Below are 16,618 nucleotides of genomic sequence, written 5' to 3'. Positions count from 1 at the left end.
ACCATTTTTAACATATTTATTGAGCATACAGCATAAATATACAGAGATAAGTTATTAATAATAGCGTTAAATCATTGGGCATAAAAAAGGAGCACTTTATCAAAAGCGCTCCTTTTTTATGATATTTTGGCTAAAGTTGATATTTGATCATATTGAATTTCAAAGTGGTCAATTATTTCAACGTCCCTAAACGACTGGATAACTGATTCATAATTTGATCAATCTCTTCATTGGCTTCTGGTTCATTATCCAAATTACCATTGGGCGTCAATTGATTCATCACTTCAGGTAACAGCTCAGCGAGACCTTGGCGTACTTCCATCTCATTTGCGCCAGTATGTGTGGCTACCTGCTGGATTTCACTTTCATCAAATAAACGGGTAATTTCATTAGGGTCCAGATTGTCATTGGCTTCTTGATTACTCATCCAAGAACGCGCTTGATTATCATAGCCCATACCGGTGATTTTTGATAAAGCGCCGCTTAAACCACCATTACGTTTGATCCAACTGAGCACCATAGGCATAAGCGCAGCAATTAGCATACCCTTACCACCAAAGCCACTTCTAGAAGTTCGACCGCCAGTCGCCTGACCACCCAATACACTACCTAAAATATCACCCAGTCCACCAGCACCAGAGCTCATACCACCGCGTTGGTTGGCCCCTGTGAGCCCGCCAATGATATCGTCTAAACCAAACCCATTATCAGCGCGGCGCTCATACTGCTGCGGATTGTAGCCACTCGGCTGATTACCACCGCCCAATACGCCACCCAAGATATCCCCTAATCCGCCAGTACGGCGTGGATTGATACGTTGATTGACCGGATTGCGCTTCGCATCTTCTGGGTCCATGGCACTGCGTGCCACTTGGCTCACTAAATTCCCTAATAAACTCATAATCGATTCCTTTTTATTATAAAAAATTCTTCATCAAAAGCTTTTTATCCAGTTAACTCATGCAAATAACCATTTACCAAAAGTATGGCAAGTGGTTATAACAAATCGTTGTAAAAACTCACTAAGATAAATTAGCTATTGACGCTCCATTGCAATATAGCAAATCTCTTTCGATATCTAGATAGGCATTTTGTTATGGGATGTAGTATATCGTTAGCGATTAACAAGAAAACAGATGAAAGGAATGCCAGTAAAACGTATAAGACTGGCCTTATTTACGCGGTTTTATGAGAAATGGTGTTTGCCAAAATCGTTAATTCGCGCCAGTGTTCTGCACTGACTTGATCCTGAAATACCGTTACTGATAAATGGCGCTGATAAGGCTCTGTGACAATAAAGCTTAAGCATATAACCCACTGATAACTTGTAACCGTAGTAAGCTGTGCTTGCCATAAGGCATCACCGCGACTGCTACGCATGAGTAATTGCCAATGCTGATAAACGCTTTTATCCAATGGCGGCTGGCTTAGATGCAATAACATCGGGCGCGATAACGCCAAGTAGCTGACGACGGCGACGCTAACCACAAATACGAGTACATATTGCCACAACGCCAATGACGCAAGTCCTGCCAATATCACCATCACACCTGCTAAGAGCATATAAAATAACAGGCGCAAATAGCTTGCAGGCTTGATAGGAGTATCAATACGTAGCGAGGTTGGCGATATCATAGTTGAATCTCCAAGCATACTTAAAACAACAGTTTAAATGATTACGTCAAGTCTTTACTATGGCGCCATGTTTTAATTTTATTGACCAAATCCCATATGGCCTCATTTTCTGGACGGCTTTGGTTGGTAAAGTAGTCCAATAAATCAGGGTCTTCATGAGTTAGCATTTCTGCAAAAGTCGCTTGCTCACTCGGGTCAGCAGTTAAATATAACTCTTTAATATAAGGGTCAATATAAAAGTCTAATTCTTTTAATCCGCGGCGTGCTTGATAAATAATGCGGCGTTGCTCGAGGGTGGGTTCTGGTTGATTACTAGTCGTCATAAAAGTGTTCTCACAGGTTAAAAGGGCTATTTGACTGAATAGGCATTTAGATAAATAGTAAGGTTAATAAATAATAGGATTAAGCTGTATTTACAAAGATGTCGTTTATAAAAAGCTTTCTTATAAAAACTATTTTATGAAAAGCTATTAGGCTATTAGCTTTGATGATAAGTCGATAATTGCTGCCATAATGCCACAGCTTGCTGCATCATAGCGACATTATGGGTACGGATAATGCTAGCACCCTGCTGCAGCGCAAAAATTCCAGCAGCCGTTCCGACTGCATCACGCTCTAGCGCTTGGGTAGTAGCAACGGCTTCGACTCCACTTTTAGTCAGCACTTCTGCTAAAAAGCGCTTTCGTGAAATACCAAACATCATTGGTAATCCCAGTGCTTGCAATCGTGTCAGCTGGCTTAATAAAGCGCAATGATGCTCATAGTCTTTTGCAAAGCCAAAACCTGGATCGATAATAATTTTCTCACGCTTAACGCCGGCACTCGTTACCTCATCGATACGCGCTGCTAGCTCGGCACTGACGTCTTTAATTACATCGTCGTACTGTGCCAAATTATTCATTGTCGTCGGCTCACCGCGCATATGCATAAGCATGACAGGTATATCAAGCTTTGCCGCTAATTCTGCGGCACCGTCACGCTTAAGCGCTCGTACATCATTCCAAATATCTGCACCTTCGTCAAAAGCTGCCTGCATAACCGCTGGATTACTGGTATCAATTGACAACCATATGCCATCACCTAGCTGCTGACGAATTGCTTTAACCACTGGAACAACGCGCTGTATTTCATCGCTAGTCGCCACGGCTTGCGCGTTTGGGCGTGTAGACTCACCGCCAATATCGATAAGGGTTGCACCTGCGGTAATCATCTCTTTAGCATGCACAAGGGCGCTATCGACAGCATTAAACTGCCCACCATCAGAAAAAGAATCTGGGGTAACATTTAAAATACCCATAATATGCGGCTGTGATAAATCTAATACTTTATCGCGACTCATCACCGTATAATTAGGTAAAGGGTGGAATAATGACATAAGGTATCCATTATAAATTCAATTCGTAAAATCGTTTTAGCTACAGCAATAATTTACCAAGCTATAATGCCTATGATAGCAGCAAATCTTATGCTGTCCTAAAGCCTTCATAAAATTGTAGCAACAAAAAAGCCCTTTATTGAAAAGGGCTTTTTCTATCAAAAATAGATGCAATCTTAAAAGACTAAATTAATAAACCAGAAACTACATCGCTGGTAATGGCGGCGGTGTTGAGTTCGTAGTTTTCACATCATTTTTCGATAAGTTTACTTCATTATGCTGATAAACTCTTGGCGGACGAGGTTGTTCACCGGCTAAAATGTCCTGCAATTGATCGCGATCAATGGTTTCCCATTTCATTAAAGCATCTACCATTGCATGCATTTTTTCTTGATTGCCTTCAATCAATTCGCGCGCGATGTCATACTGCTCTTCTAACATACGGCGCACTTCTTCATCGACCTTTTGCTGTGTCGCTTCTGAAATCGTTCGACCACCACCACCGAAGTAGCCTTGTGAGTTATCATCATCTTCATAGACCATGATACCTAGCGCATCTGACATACCATATTTAGTAACCATCGCTCGTGCCATCTTGGTTGCACGTTCAAAGTCGTTTGAGGCACCCGTTGACATCTGATTGATAAATACTTCTTCCGCAATACGACCACCAAATAAAATTGCAATATCACTGAGCATTTTTGATTTATACATACTGGTTTGGTCGTGCTCAGGCAGTTGCCATGTGACACCAAGGGCAAAACCACGTGGCATAATAGTCACTTTATGCACAGGGTCGGTGCCCGGTAATAGCTCAGCGACTAAGGCATGACCTGCCTCATGATAAGCAGTCGCACGGCGCTCTTCCTCACGGATGACCATTGATTTACGCTCAGGACCCATATATAACTTGTCTTTTGCATCTTCAAAGTCATTCATATCAACGCTGCGCTTGTTACGACGCGCGGCAAATAAGGCCGCTTCGTTGACAAGGTTAGCAAGCTGCGCACCACTAAATCCAGGAGTACCACGCGCCAATGCGTGCGCATCGACACCGATGGTATTTGGCAATTTACGTAAATGCACTTTCAGAATTTGTTCGCGACCTTTGATATCTGGCAAACCAACCTGTACCTGACGGTCAAAACGACCCGGACGTAACAATGCTTTATCCAGTACATCAGCACGGTTGGTCGCTGCAATGACGATAACACCTTCATTGCCTTCAAAGCCATCCATTTCAACCAATAATTGGTTCAATGTCTGCTCGCGCTCATCGTTACCGCCGCCCATACCAGAGCCACGATGACGACCGACCGCATCAATCTCATCGATAAAGATGATGCAAGGCGCGCTTTTCTTCGCTTGCTCAAACATATCACGCACACGTGAGGCACCAACACCAACGAACATCTCAACAAAGTCAGAACCTGAAATTGAGAAGAACGGTACTTTAGCTTCACCAGCGATGGCTCGTGCTAGCAACGTCTTACCCGTACCCGGTGGACCTACCATCAAGATACCGCGTGGAATCGTCGCACCCAATTTAGTAAATTTATCAGGGTCACGCAGAAACTCAACGACTTCAACGACTTCTTCTTTGGCTTCTTCACAGCCAGCAACGTCATCAAAGTTAACCTTAATTTGGTCTTCGGTCAGCATTTTGGCTTTTGATTTACCAAAGCTCATCGGGCCACCGCCTTTACCGCCAGCGCCGCCCTGCATATTACGCATAAAGAATAGGAACAGACCAATAATTAATAAAATTGGGAAACTGGCTATCAATAGTTGCATTAAGACACTTTGACGTTTAGGCGCGGTACCTTGCACTTCAACTTGGTTTTCACGCAATAGCGGCATTAGCTGTTCGTCAGCCACGGCTGGTCGAATGGTCTCAAATGATGAGCCATTTTTCTTTTCGCCGGTGATTTGCTCGCCATCGATTTCAACACTGGCTACTTGATTTTCTGACACAGCGGTCACAAACTCAGAGTAGTTAAGGCTATCCGGCTCAGAGGATTGATCAAAGCCGCTAAACACCAGCACTAAAACGCCGATTACCACCAGCCACAATAAGGTATTTTTTACCATGTCGCTCACTAGTTATTCCCATCCCTTACTTATTGGTGTGTTTATTAAACACGTGACGTCTATATGCAAACGTATGTCTCATTATTCAATGCCCAATTGCAAATTATCGCTCAAGCTTGGATTTAAGTAGCTTAAAACCCCGAGCAAAATCAATATACAAACGAACATAAATAACTGAGCTAATAAAGCAGTTGCTGTTAGACGACTTTGTTTAAAACAACTTTGCCTAAAATATAGCCTTGATTTAATAGGTATATATTTAAAACGATATAGATTCAAAACAAAGTTAATATACCATGATATGTGGTGCTAACCTGAATAATTCAAGCAGCATTCCTATTTATTCAGTTAACGATTGTAGCGGTTTTATTTTAATCAGCAATACGCTCGATGATGAAATAACATCATATGGAAAATGTGCGCAACTGATTGACCTTAAAACCATTTAATAGAAAGGTTTGCATACCTGCTACTTGATGGCAATCCAAAACATCTCTTTTGAGCGTGGTCGTGAAGCGCCCGGTTTGATACTACGAATTTTACTAAAATCCGCCTGCATCTGCTTGCGTAATTCTTGTGTACCCTCGCCTTGAAACACTTTCATAATAAGCGCGCCACCTTCTGGTAAGGTTGCAAGGGCGAAATCGACTGCCAGCTCACATAAATACATCATGCGTGGCTGATCGATAGCACTATTGCCAGCGGTATTCGGTGCCATATCGGACAACACCACATCGACCTGTCTATCGCCCACTTCTGCCATGATACGGTCGAACACTTCTGCCTCGCGAAAGTCGCCCTGAATAAAAGTGACGTCTGGCAAGGTATCCATTGGTAAAATATCGGAGGCAATCAAGACGCCTTTTTCACCAACCAGTTGACCAGCAACTTGCGACCAACTACCCGGTGCACTGCCTAAGTCGACGACGGTCATGCCTTTCTTAATTAGATTGGTCTTCTCATTAATCTCAAGCAATTTATAAGCAGCACGGGCACGGTAGCCATCTATTTGGGCTTTTTTCACATAAGGATCGTCAATGTGCTCCTGCATCCAAGCACTACTGCTCTTTGACAACTTTTTATTTTCAATACGCGTGACCAAAATGACTGCTCCTATTGCTTTGCAAAACACGGCTAACGACTTATAAAGTGGTTATCTATAACGATTCAATATCTGTCTATTTATAAAACAATTATCTATAACATGGCTATTATTAGGTGCTTAAGCTTTCTAACTAAGTTATCTTGCTAGAGAGCTTAAGCGCCTTTGCTGCACCTTGTAACCTTTTACGGTTAAATTCTCTTGGTGAAAACACTGCTTTATAAGACCGTAGCGTTTATAATGTACTCATACTTTCAGTTTAACATTTTCATCACGTAAAATCGTGCAAAATCCTGCTGATCTCATGCAAGATGACCATAGATTATCTATAATGGTCATTATCTGCTCTCAATAGCACCATCTTTTATTTTTACCAACATCTAGGAATTATATGCAACTCGATAACGCTACCATCAAACGCCTAAAAGGCATTGGTCATGACCTAAAACCTATCGTTATGATTGGCAACAAAGGTATTACCCCAAGCATTACTGAAGAGATTGATCGCGCTTTAACGGATCATGAACTTATCAAAGTAAAGCTCCCAGCTGGCACGAAAGAAGAACGCGATGTCATCGGTGCTCAGCTTGCAGCAGCGGCTAATGCCTCTTTGGTTCATTCAATTGGTCGTATGGCGCTTTTGCTACGTAAAAACCCACATGCAAATCCTAAGCTATCAAACCTTGCTCGTCATGCGCAGTAAGTTGTTATTTTCAGCTTAGTTTATGTTCTATCATATTTAATAAGAGCCGCGCAGCATTTTGCTCGCGGCTTTTATGCTATTTGTAACCTATTTCCTGTTTTCTATTTATAGTCAGTCCTAAATAAAATCAGCACAAGTATTATAACGCGCTACTGGTGTTAATTTTCCTTGGTTGCTGTGCCTACGTAGACAGAGGCTGCGCAAAATTCATACCAGTAGCTCTGTGTTCATCTTATAGCGGAGCGCCTATAAAATGTCCTCAATACTATTAAACTGCGGATATTATCGACCTATGAGCCAAATTTTTCATCTATGCCTCGCAACCGACACCCTCGCCGCTGATGCTCAGACTCTTGGCGTGACGATAGAAGACTTACAAAGCATTCAGGTAGAAGTCATCGTAACCTTAGCTCAAACAAATCAGATAGCCCAAACCGCACAGATAACCCAAAGCGCTCAGCAGCCAGAGTGGCATTTACAGCTTGATTATCGCGTAACCATGCCACTTAAATCGTTAGCGGCGCAATTAGACTGGTCAAAATGGCAACCGACGCAGGTAGGTTTCAAAGACTATTTATGGGAGCAAACTTGCCTTGAGTGCTTTTTAGCAGGTAGGTTAATAACAGACAGGTTAATAAATGATAGCGCTTCGATAAATGATGTTAATGAGCTTGGCATTGATGGAGTGGACGCTAATAAAACAAGCGCTTATATTGAGATTAATGCCAATCCAGACGGGCGTTATGCGCTTTATCATTTTAGAAGCTATCGTAACCCCGTCACACTGCCGCCAATGCCGCTTTTACAACCTGATGGACAAACGCAGGCGTTTATTAACTGGACAGCCAGCCATTACCCTGGGAGTAATGGCATTGCGAATAATGGCACTGCAAACACAGAGCAAAACTCCTTATCAGCGCAGATCGAACCTGCTATCGATTCATTAACACCTAAAACTAGCACTGCTAACCCTTATGTTTATCAACGCAGCTTTACTGTGCCCTTAAGCCAACTATCCAACGCGAAAATTGATATGGACGATACTGCCATTGATTACATTCATCCTTGTGTGATTTTAAGCTTTGGTACGACGTTTGGTACAAGGCTTGATACAATGGCATTATATTTTGCACCCAAACACGCCTCCCCACCCGATTTCCACAATCTGCAATATTGGTCAGTATTTGATAAACAGACAGCACTGGCTAAATAACTTTTTAAATTAAATATTTTCTTTAACTAACAAGCGCCTCTAAATAGCAATCACATTATGCCAAGCAAAAAAAACCAGTAATGTCATAAAGATCATTACTGGGTTCGGAGAAAACTTTCGAATTACGTTATATCTAGATGCTGTTTATTTGTCAGCCATTGCAAGGTAGATACCGCGATCTGATGCATCATCGACGTATCTTGAATCACGCCATGTCGTATAGTTATGATGACCGCTGTATGGGCTAATGCTGTTTTGACGGAAGTCAGAAACCCAATCATTACCATCAAATATTTGAATATGACCATGTGGGCGTCTTGAGGTGCGATCATAGACCACGACATCGCCTACTTGTGGCTGCATATTGTTACTGATTTTGGTAAAGCCAGCTTGGGCCAATGTACCGCGAGAGGCATACTGATAAGCCGAAGCGTTAGGCGTAAATTCATAACCCGCTGATTGTAATGCTTTACGCACATAACGAGCACAGTAACCAGTACTGCTAGATAGCGCCACACGTGAAGCATTGGCGGCGGCAATCGCAGGTGCAGAATAACGATCTGGCACCGAACTTGCTTGCTGCTGGCGCTGCTCATAAGACAAGCGGCTAGTTAGCGAGGCAAGCTGATATTCTTTTTGCTTGGCATGGGCGCTTAAATTATCGATTGCTTGGCTGATTTCATCATTGCTTGAGACATAAGCACCACTTTTGGTGCTATAGATATTGCGACTTGAACCGTAGTTCGCAGAAGTAGAGATATTTGTGATGGTATGACTCAAGGTATTATTTGGTTGAAAGGTTGTTTCGACAGCACCACTCGTCTGTGCTATACCCATTCCCAATACTGACAAAATTAATAAAGCTTGTTTCATAAATTTACTACCTATTGTGAATACAGGATTGCTCGTCATCCGTGACAAAGCATGAATTAATTTAGGGAAGATGACCATGAAATAAACATGATAAAATCCTTAGTACAAAAGCTCGCTGTTTATGATGAATATCGATTTTGTCACCTATTAGATGAGTGTTCACGATGTCAAAAAAACAACCTAACCGACTTGCTAAACTTATCGATCATCAAGCCTTTGCTGGTAGTGCGCTACCTCAAACATTGGCTGATAATATGCGTTTATATCTGCAAGCTACGACCGAGGTAAAAGAGCTTTTGGTAGATTGTCTACCTGAGGAAATCCTCAATAACTGCTGGGTCGTGGGCTTAACTTCTGAGCAACTTATACTCAGTGTGGGCTCGATGACTGCCGCCAATCATATTCGCTATTTACAGAGCGCTTATTTGCAGGTGTTAACAGAGCAGTCAATTACATTTAAACAACTCAAGCAAATCCGCGTCGTCGTAGCTAAAAATACTGCTCATAACGATTATTCTAAATCATCACAAGCCTCGTCGGCACCCTTATCAAAGCCTCTTAAAGCCCATGAAAATCAGACTCTTAGCCAAAACACAAAGCGGACTATATCACAGGCTGCAGAGCATGTCACCAATGATGAAAATCTAAAAAAGGCACTTTTACGCTTGATTAATCCGTAAAAATCCGCCCTTTACTTTGTAATCTTATGTAAACAAAACCCTTATTTGAGGCGGATAAAGCTGCGTTTTTGTAATTTCATCAACAAAAAAAATCATCTGTCAGTGGCGTTCACAATGTGAACCTCACTGACAGATGATTTTATTATTCCCCACATGTTTTATTTTACCTACTCTGAAGCAGGTTATTGGTAAAATGAAAAAGAAAACATCTATTTAAACGAATATTATTTCGTGCTACTTATAACCATTTTATGTAATATTGCGTAAATGTTTCGATACTTCGTGTATATTCCTGTATTCATCCTTCAACTGTTAAACCATTTAAAGGTAAATATTCGATAGGACAGGTTACATTGTCATCAAAAGTTACAATTTCAAAGTTATTAGAGTCCGATAATATTTCACGTACCAACATATTGTTTAGTGCATGACCAGACTTATAAGCATTAAAACGACCTAAAATTGGATAACCGATCAGATATAAATCGCCTAACGCATCTAAAATTTTATGACGTACAAATTCATCATTAAAGCGTAAGCCTTCTTCATTAAGGATACTAGCATCGTCAATGACAATGGCATTGTCCATGCTACCGCCTAGCGCCAAGTTATTCTGACGTAAAGTTTCAATATCGCGTAAGAAGCCAAAAGTACGCGCTGAGCTCAACTGCTCAATGAAGTTCTGCGTTGAAAACTGCAATTGTGCATGCTGAAAATCTTTATTAATGGCAGGATGGTCAAAATCAATCTCAAAATTGAGCTCAAAACCCTCATAAGGACGTAGCTCTGCCCATTTATCATCAACTTTAACGCGTACTGGGCGCACAATTTTAATAAAACGTTTTAACGCTTCTTGTTCACAAAATCCTGCTTGTAGCAGCAAACCCACAAATGGGGCGGCACTACCATCCATAATCGGTATTTCTGAGGCTGACACGCGGATTAACAGGTTATCAACGCCAAGTCCTGCGACCGCACTGAGCAAATGCTCAACGGTGCCCACACGGGTGCCACCAAATACGAGATTTGATGACATCATGGTATCTTGTACCAAAAAGGCACTGGCAGGAATAGGATTGCTACCAACAATATCAGAACGTTCAAATACGATGCCCGTATTGATAGGCTGCGGATGAAACTCTAAGTCAACAGGTTGACCACTATGAAGACCAGTACCTGTAACGGCTATTGCTGTTTTTATGGTTCGTTGGTTCATGGCTGTCTTCTCACATATTTTGTTACAATTGGCATAGTGTAGCATTACCCGGCCCTAGTTCGCTAGCGCTAAAAAGCGTTAATTTGCTTATGTCTTTGATTGATAACACTTATCGTCATTATTTTAACGATGATTTTTAGCAGACAATAAACTGTCAATCACCGATAAATAACGGTTTATAGCTATTTATAAGCAGCAATCCGATAGAGGGTCACTTTATTTATAAAGGTTGTATAAATAGCTCGCTTGTAAATAGACAAAGCTTAATGACAGGCACAAAAAAGCCAGTATCGAAATACTGGCTCTTTTTTATTCATACTATCTACAATAAGCTTTCATTTTAATGACTACTTATTCTAAGTACTATTTGTTCTGTTGGCGCTTAAGATAATCTTGAATACTGTTGGTTTTGGTTTTAGGCTGCTCTTGAGTCACATTTGCGCGTATCGGGCTTTCTTGATACTGAGCTTGCGACTGTTTTTGACTGTTAAGCGCGCTGGTATGCAAGTTTGGATCCACAGGCTGGGTGCTATTTACCGATGGCACAGGCTGCTCTACCACTTCAGGCTCTTGACCCGCATTTTCATCTAAGGTCAGACCGGTTGCGATGACTGTTACATGTAAATCATCACCCATTTTCTCATCAATCACTGAACCATAGAAAATATGCGCATCATCTATATCAGTAATCTCTTCTACGATGACACTGATTTTGCTCATCTCATCCAATGATAAAGACTCAGATGAAATGACGTTAACGAGTAAGCCTTTGGCATTTTCTAAACGTAAATCATCAAGTAATGGTGAGCGGATGGCTTTCTCGGTCGCTTGACGCGCACGATCATCGCCGCTAGCGCGACCGATACCCATCATGGCATGACCTTTAGCTGTCATCGCCGTGCGGATATCGTTAAAGTCAATATTAATCATACCTTCGCTGGCGATAGTTTCTGCAATACCTTGTACCGCATGCAACAAGACGTCATCGGCTTTTTTAAAGGCATCTTGCATAGAGATGTTGCCATACACACTCATAAGCTTGTCGTTTGGAATGGTAATGATAGAGTCAACGAAATTGGTCAACTGCTCAATACCAGCCTTAGCAGCCTTAATACGTTTACCACCTTCAAACTTAAATGGTGTGGTAACAACCGCTACCGTCAACACTTCCATCTCTTTAGCAATACGCGCGACCACTGGAGCGGCGCCCGTACCTGTACCACCACCCATACCTGCAGTAATAAAGACCATGTCTGAGTGTTCAAGTAAGGCACGGATGGCTTCTTCTTCACTCTCTGCGGCTTCACGACCCACTTCTGGGTTTGCCCCTGCGCCAAGACCACGGTTGGTCTTAGCGCCAAGCTGCAATTTATGCGGCGCTGTCAGACGATCAAGCGCTTGTTTATCCGTATTGGCACAGACAAACGTTACACCTCTAATCCCTTGTTGTACCATATGCTCAACCGCATTACCGCCGCCGCCGCCCACACCGAATACAGTGAAGCTTGCCTGGCCATTGTTTTGAAGCTGATTATCATCTGGCATGGTGTATTTTGACATAAAAAGGTTTCTCCAGTTGCAGATAGCGTGATGGTCGATACGTGGTAACACACTCATATGGCGCGCTATCGACTTACTATATATAAATGTATTTAAATAAAACAGGGCAAAGGCTTAAATAGTTGTGTTTAGCCAATATATGCCGTTATTGTACAGGGTGTTGCTTTAAATATGCTTACCTATAATATTGCGGCATGCTCTTAACTGCTTCATCTGGGTAAGTTTACAGCAGATTATAATATCTTTTTGAGTACACTGGCAAAACGTTGCCCTGCACTTTGAAAAACACCCGTAACACGATTCTTTTGAATCGCTTCCGGCTCACTTTTTTCACTACGGCGAAACTGCTCGCTTTGACTATATAGTAATGTACCAAACGCGGTTTGATAAGCGCGATCATTGACCTGCATATTCAGCTGCTTAAACGATTCATCATTATCAAAATGATTATAAGCACTGATAGCAGGATGGGTATTGGTCAATACCACCGGCATTTTCAGCAGCTTTTTGGCAAAAGGTATCATGCCCTTAATAGCACTGCCACCACCTGTAAGTACAATCCCTTTATCAATATAGCCTAGCAAATCCGCATCATGTAATTGACGAACCACTTCAGTAAAAATCTGCACATATCGCGCTTCAATAATACGCGCTAAATTATACGTACCAATATTAATTTCATCGCCCGAGCCTTGAGGCTTAAAAAGAAAGAATGAGCTGGGATCGACGCTATTGATATCAACGGTACCATACGTTTTTTTAAGCCTTTCAGCCTCTATCATAGAAATACCAACATCGGCTGAAATATCCATCGTTACTTCATGGCTGCCCGTAGCAATACAATGAGTGAAAATCAGCTTATTTTCTTTATAAACGCAAATACTGGTGGTACTAGCACCGATGTCGACCAAGCAAACCCCTTGCTGGCGCTCATCACTCATCAAACTATATTCGGCACTGGTAACCGCATCAAACACAATATGATCGATACCGACGTCACAGCTTTGTAATAATTTTTGGATATTCTGACGGCTAGACACTGGCATCATCATCATGTGATACATCACGGTAATATTGTGCGCGACCATGTCAATGGCATCATCAACCATAAATTCTTGATTATCGATATAGATACCTTGCTGACAGCAATGCATCAAATAATAATCAGGCGACAAGTCTTGCGATTTCGCATTCGACAGCGCTTGCACCATATCTTTGGCGCGAACGACTTCGTCTTCGACTCTGACATCGCCTGCACTATTCTTACTTAATAACTCAGGCGTCGCCATGGTCAACCAAACACTATGTACACGACAATTGGCCGTATCTTCTGCTTCTTGAATGGCTTGTTTGATAGCACCCTGCAAACGTTCACGATGCTTTATCTGACCTTGATAAAAGTCGCTATTCTTAACTTGCCCCACACCCATAATACGAATGTCTTTTGCAGAGACAACACTGCCAATGACGACATATACTGCCGTGGCACTTAGATGGACAACAACCAGATTTTCAGTATTTTTCATGGTACCAGACAAATTATCGCTAAACAGGAGACCAGATGACGTCTCCATTAAATCATTAAAAAGCGCTAGCAGCACGCGGTGATATTGTATTCAAACTCTCTATATTAAGAAAGCAGACAAATATAAGGTTTTGACTGCTTCCTTAATGTTTTATTCATTTACGGTGGTGTTTCAATAGTTTTTGGCGGTGCGAGATTCCATGCGATTGTAAATCCATTTTTGTAACGAAGATCGACAGACTGTATTTCATCGCGGCGGTTACTTAATTGATTGCCAAGTAGCTGACTTAAATTCAACAATTTTTGCGCAGTGTTTTCATTATCAACGATGACACGTTGACCATTATCAAAGCGAATTAGCCAGGTCATTCTTGGTGACAAGATAATATCTTCAACTTGCATACCAAGCGGTGCATACCAATCATTGACTTGCTGCATTTGCTGCATAATAACAGGCGCTTGCGCCATGTCACCTTGTAACGTCGCAAAACGCTCTTGTGTTAAATCTCGACTATCAGCAGGGACAAAAACCGCCCCTTTTGCATCAACCAAACGCTCAGTGCCGAAATTCGCCACCGCCTGTTTTGGTAAGGCTTTAATGACGATACCGCGCTGCCAATCACGGCTCACGCTTACTTGGTCAACCCAAGCCAAACTGGTAGTAATATCTCTTAGCGCTTGCAAATCAGAGGTAAAAAAACTACTGACACTCTGTTGGCTCATGACATGCTGTAACGCTTGATACTGCGCAAATGTCAAATCTCGATTATCTACATGAATAGCAGCAGGCGGTGCGTCGCGTAGTGCCTTACCACCCATGATTAATATCAGCACAAGCAAACCCAACACCAGTACCGTAAAGAAATATCTGACCGTAGTCGGTACTTGAAAACTAGATGTCGGGCGACGGGTCTTATCACTCATCAAGTCAGCGACGTCATTGACAGTTTGAGTCATAATAAACTTCGTCCCTATTTTTGCTTAAAGCTATTTGCATAACGCCAATAGTGCTTGTATTAAAAGTAAATCTGCTAAACATTGCAGGAATCTATAAAACTAACATATTATCAATTTATTTATCTAAAACGGTTTATAACGTGCACTTATCGTCATTAAAACGTAACATTTTTCTCATTTAATGAATGACTTAAGAGATAACGGCGTAAATAATCATAAATATCACGAATATAGACCAATATTTACAATATTAACGTATTTTACATTTAAACAATAGCCTAACCCCTACTACTAACATCGAATTTACACAAGTTTACATGAAGCTGTGCTATAGCAGCGCTAGCGATACATTTGGCTATATTTAGACAGGCTAATTATCATAATTAAACAACTATCAAAACTTGTTTTAGCCGAGACATAATAAGCAGATTTATGTTAAATATCTGCATACCTATATATAAGACGTCCAATAAATTATTTAATAGCCAATTGAACGCTTGTTAAGCACGCATCTTCTATTTATTAATCGTACATCTATTAACTAACGGCAAAATCATTAATCAATACTTATACAGTTTGCGCCAAAATATGCCAGCACAAGCTCTCAAAATCCATACCGCGAGCTTTGGCTGCCATGGGTACCAAACTATGACTGGTCATGCCCGGTACGGTATTAATTTCAAGCAGCCAAAAGTTGCCCGCTTCGTCTTGCATCGCATCGATACGTCCCCAACCTTTTGCATCAACCGCACGGAATGCAGCCAAGCTCAAATCTTGCAAATGCTTTTCATCCGCAGCGCTTAGACCGCAGGGAATGTAGTAGCTGGTATCGTTACGGTTGTATTTGGCTTCAAAATCATAGAAGTTGGTGATATCAGCAGGCTCAAGGCGAATAACCGGATAAGCTTCATCATCGATAATAACAATGGTAAATTCGCGACCGGTAATCCAACGCTCAGCCATCACTGCATCACCGCACTGTACGGCGGTTGAATAAGCAGCAGGAAGCTCATCAAGATTATTAACCTTGGTCATACCAATGCTTGAGCCTTCATGAACGGGCTTGATAATCAGTGGCAGTCCTAACATATTAACCACTTGCTGCCAGTCGGTATCAGCGGTTAGCAATGAAAAAGGTGCGGTTGATAAACCACAACCTTGCCACAGCTGCTTGGTACGTACTTTATCCATACCCAGTGCTGATGCCAAAATACCAGAACCAGTCTGCGGAATATTAAACCATTGCAGTACGCCTTGTAACAAGCCGTCTTCGCCACCGCGACCATGCAAAACGTTAAACACGCGGTCATATTGACGAAGCTCAGTAATATCTTGGTGTTTCGGATCAAAATGCGTGGCATCAACGCCTCGGTTTTGTAGCGCTTGTAAAACAGCCGCGCCACTATCCAAAGAGACACTGCGCTCGTTGCTACTGCCACCGTAAACCACGGCCACTTTACCAAACTCACTCGCATCTTTTACTTTGCTAGGAGCAACATTTAATAGAGTATTTTGGCTTGATTGCTGGTTTTCCACATCGTTATTCTCTGCTTGGGCAGCGGCTGCTAGGGCTGCCTCTGGATTGATAATGGAGATGCTTACTTCGGTATCGATAGTTTTATTATCAATACTTTTATCAATGTTGCTTTCATTTTCTTGGTTATGAGTCGTCATGAGTCTCGTTCCTA

General features: G+C 41.8%; 15 protein-coding genes. 3 read left to right on the top strand and 12 right to left on the bottom strand.

From position 1 onward, the window contains the following. Positions 1-172: 172 nt before the first annotated feature. From FHS24_RS07755 to FHS24_RS07730, 6 genes are all read right to left on the bottom strand, one after another. On the bottom strand, positions 173-901 hold the full coding sequence (locus tag FHS24_RS07755) for a YidB family protein (RefSeq protein WP_183620403.1): 729 nt from the start codon (positions 899-901) through the stop codon (positions 173-175). A 275-nt stretch (positions 902-1,176) separates the two neighbouring features. Next, entirely contained in the window at positions 1,177-1,635 is a 459-nt protein-coding gene (locus FHS24_RS07750; protein WP_183620401.1) for a protein YgfX, read from the bottom strand. A gap of 41 nt (positions 1,636-1,676) precedes the next feature. Beyond that, a complete protein-coding gene (locus FHS24_RS07745; protein ID WP_183620400.1) occupies positions 1,677-1,958 on the bottom strand; it encodes an FAD assembly factor SdhE in 282 nt (93 codons plus the stop codon). A 155-nt stretch (positions 1,959-2,113) separates the two neighbouring features. After that, complete coding sequence (gene folP / locus FHS24_RS07740; RefSeq protein ID WP_183620398.1) at positions 2,114-3,010, bottom strand: dihydropteroate synthase; 897 nt, start codon at positions 3,008-3,010, stop codon at positions 2,114-2,116. 204 nt (positions 3,011-3,214) lie between these two features. Next, positions 3,215-5,110 (bottom strand): ATP-dependent zinc metalloprotease FtsH, encoded by a 1,896-nt coding sequence (ftsH, locus tag FHS24_RS07735; RefSeq protein WP_320158066.1) that lies wholly within the window; start codon positions 5,108-5,110, stop codon positions 3,215-3,217. Positions 5,111-5,570: 460 nt separating this feature from the next. Next, complete coding sequence (locus FHS24_RS07730; RefSeq protein WP_183620394.1) at positions 5,571-6,203, bottom strand: RlmE family RNA methyltransferase; 633 nt, start codon at positions 6,201-6,203, stop codon at positions 5,571-5,573. A 391-nt stretch (positions 6,204-6,594) separates the two neighbouring features. Between FHS24_RS07730 and FHS24_RS07725 the strand changes: the two genes are divergently transcribed. Further along, positions 6,595-6,906, top strand: coding sequence for a YhbY family RNA-binding protein (locus FHS24_RS07725; RefSeq protein WP_183620392.1), 312 nt, complete (start codon positions 6,595-6,597; stop codon positions 6,904-6,906). A gap of 292 nt (positions 6,907-7,198) precedes the next feature. Next, complete coding sequence (locus FHS24_RS07720) at positions 7,199-8,119, top strand: DOMON domain-containing protein (RefSeq protein WP_183620390.1); 921 nt, start codon at positions 7,199-7,201, stop codon at positions 8,117-8,119. Between the two features lie 144 nt (positions 8,120-8,263). On the opposite strand, the gene FHS24_RS07715 is transcribed toward FHS24_RS07720, so the two are convergent. Beyond that, positions 8,264-8,992, bottom strand: a complete 729-nt coding sequence (locus FHS24_RS07715; protein ID WP_183620388.1) for a CHAP domain-containing protein — start codon at positions 8,990-8,992, stop codon at positions 8,264-8,266. Positions 8,993-9,156: 164 nt separating this feature from the next. Between FHS24_RS07715 and FHS24_RS07710 the strand changes: the two genes are divergently transcribed. After that, positions 9,157-9,672: a hypothetical protein gene (locus tag FHS24_RS07710; RefSeq protein ID WP_183620387.1), complete on the top strand. Its 516-nt coding sequence runs from the start codon at positions 9,157-9,159 to the stop codon at positions 9,670-9,672. A 298-nt stretch (positions 9,673-9,970) separates the two neighbouring features. On the opposite strand, the gene lpxC is transcribed toward FHS24_RS07710, so the two are convergent. The 5 genes from lpxC to FHS24_RS07685 form a co-directional block, all read right to left on the bottom strand. Then, the gene (gene lpxC / locus FHS24_RS07705; protein ID WP_183620385.1) at positions 9,971-10,888 is read right to left on the bottom strand and encodes a UDP-3-O-acyl-N-acetylglucosamine deacetylase; all 918 of its coding nucleotides are present in this window, start codon (positions 10,886-10,888) and stop codon (positions 9,971-9,973) included. 363 nt (positions 10,889-11,251) lie between these two features. Beyond that, positions 11,252-12,448 carry a cell division protein FtsZ gene (gene ftsZ / locus FHS24_RS07700; RefSeq protein WP_183620383.1) on the bottom strand — a complete coding sequence of 399 codons (1,197 nt, stop codon included), beginning with the start codon at positions 12,446-12,448 and terminating at the stop codon, positions 11,252-11,254. 233 nt (positions 12,449-12,681) lie between these two features. Beyond that, the gene (gene ftsA, locus FHS24_RS07695) at positions 12,682-14,022 is read right to left on the bottom strand and encodes a cell division protein FtsA (RefSeq protein ID WP_183620381.1); all 1,341 of its coding nucleotides are present in this window, start codon (positions 14,020-14,022) and stop codon (positions 12,682-12,684) included. Positions 14,023-14,132: 110 nt separating this feature from the next. After that, positions 14,133-14,930 (bottom strand): cell division protein FtsQ/DivIB, encoded by a 798-nt coding sequence (locus FHS24_RS07690; protein ID WP_183620379.1) that lies wholly within the window; start codon positions 14,928-14,930, stop codon positions 14,133-14,135. Between the two features lie 567 nt (positions 14,931-15,497). Next, on the bottom strand, positions 15,498-16,604 hold the full coding sequence (locus FHS24_RS07685; protein WP_221185034.1) for a D-alanine--D-alanine ligase: 1,107 nt from the start codon (positions 16,602-16,604) through the stop codon (positions 15,498-15,500). Positions 16,605-16,618: the final 14 nt, after the last annotated feature.

Origin of the sequence: Psychrobacter luti, assembly GCF_014192115.1 — a bacterium.
Classification (GTDB): domain Bacteria; phylum Pseudomonadota; class Gammaproteobacteria; order Pseudomonadales; family Moraxellaceae; genus Psychrobacter; species Psychrobacter luti.
This window is presented reverse-complemented; position numbering and strand designations above follow the sequence as displayed.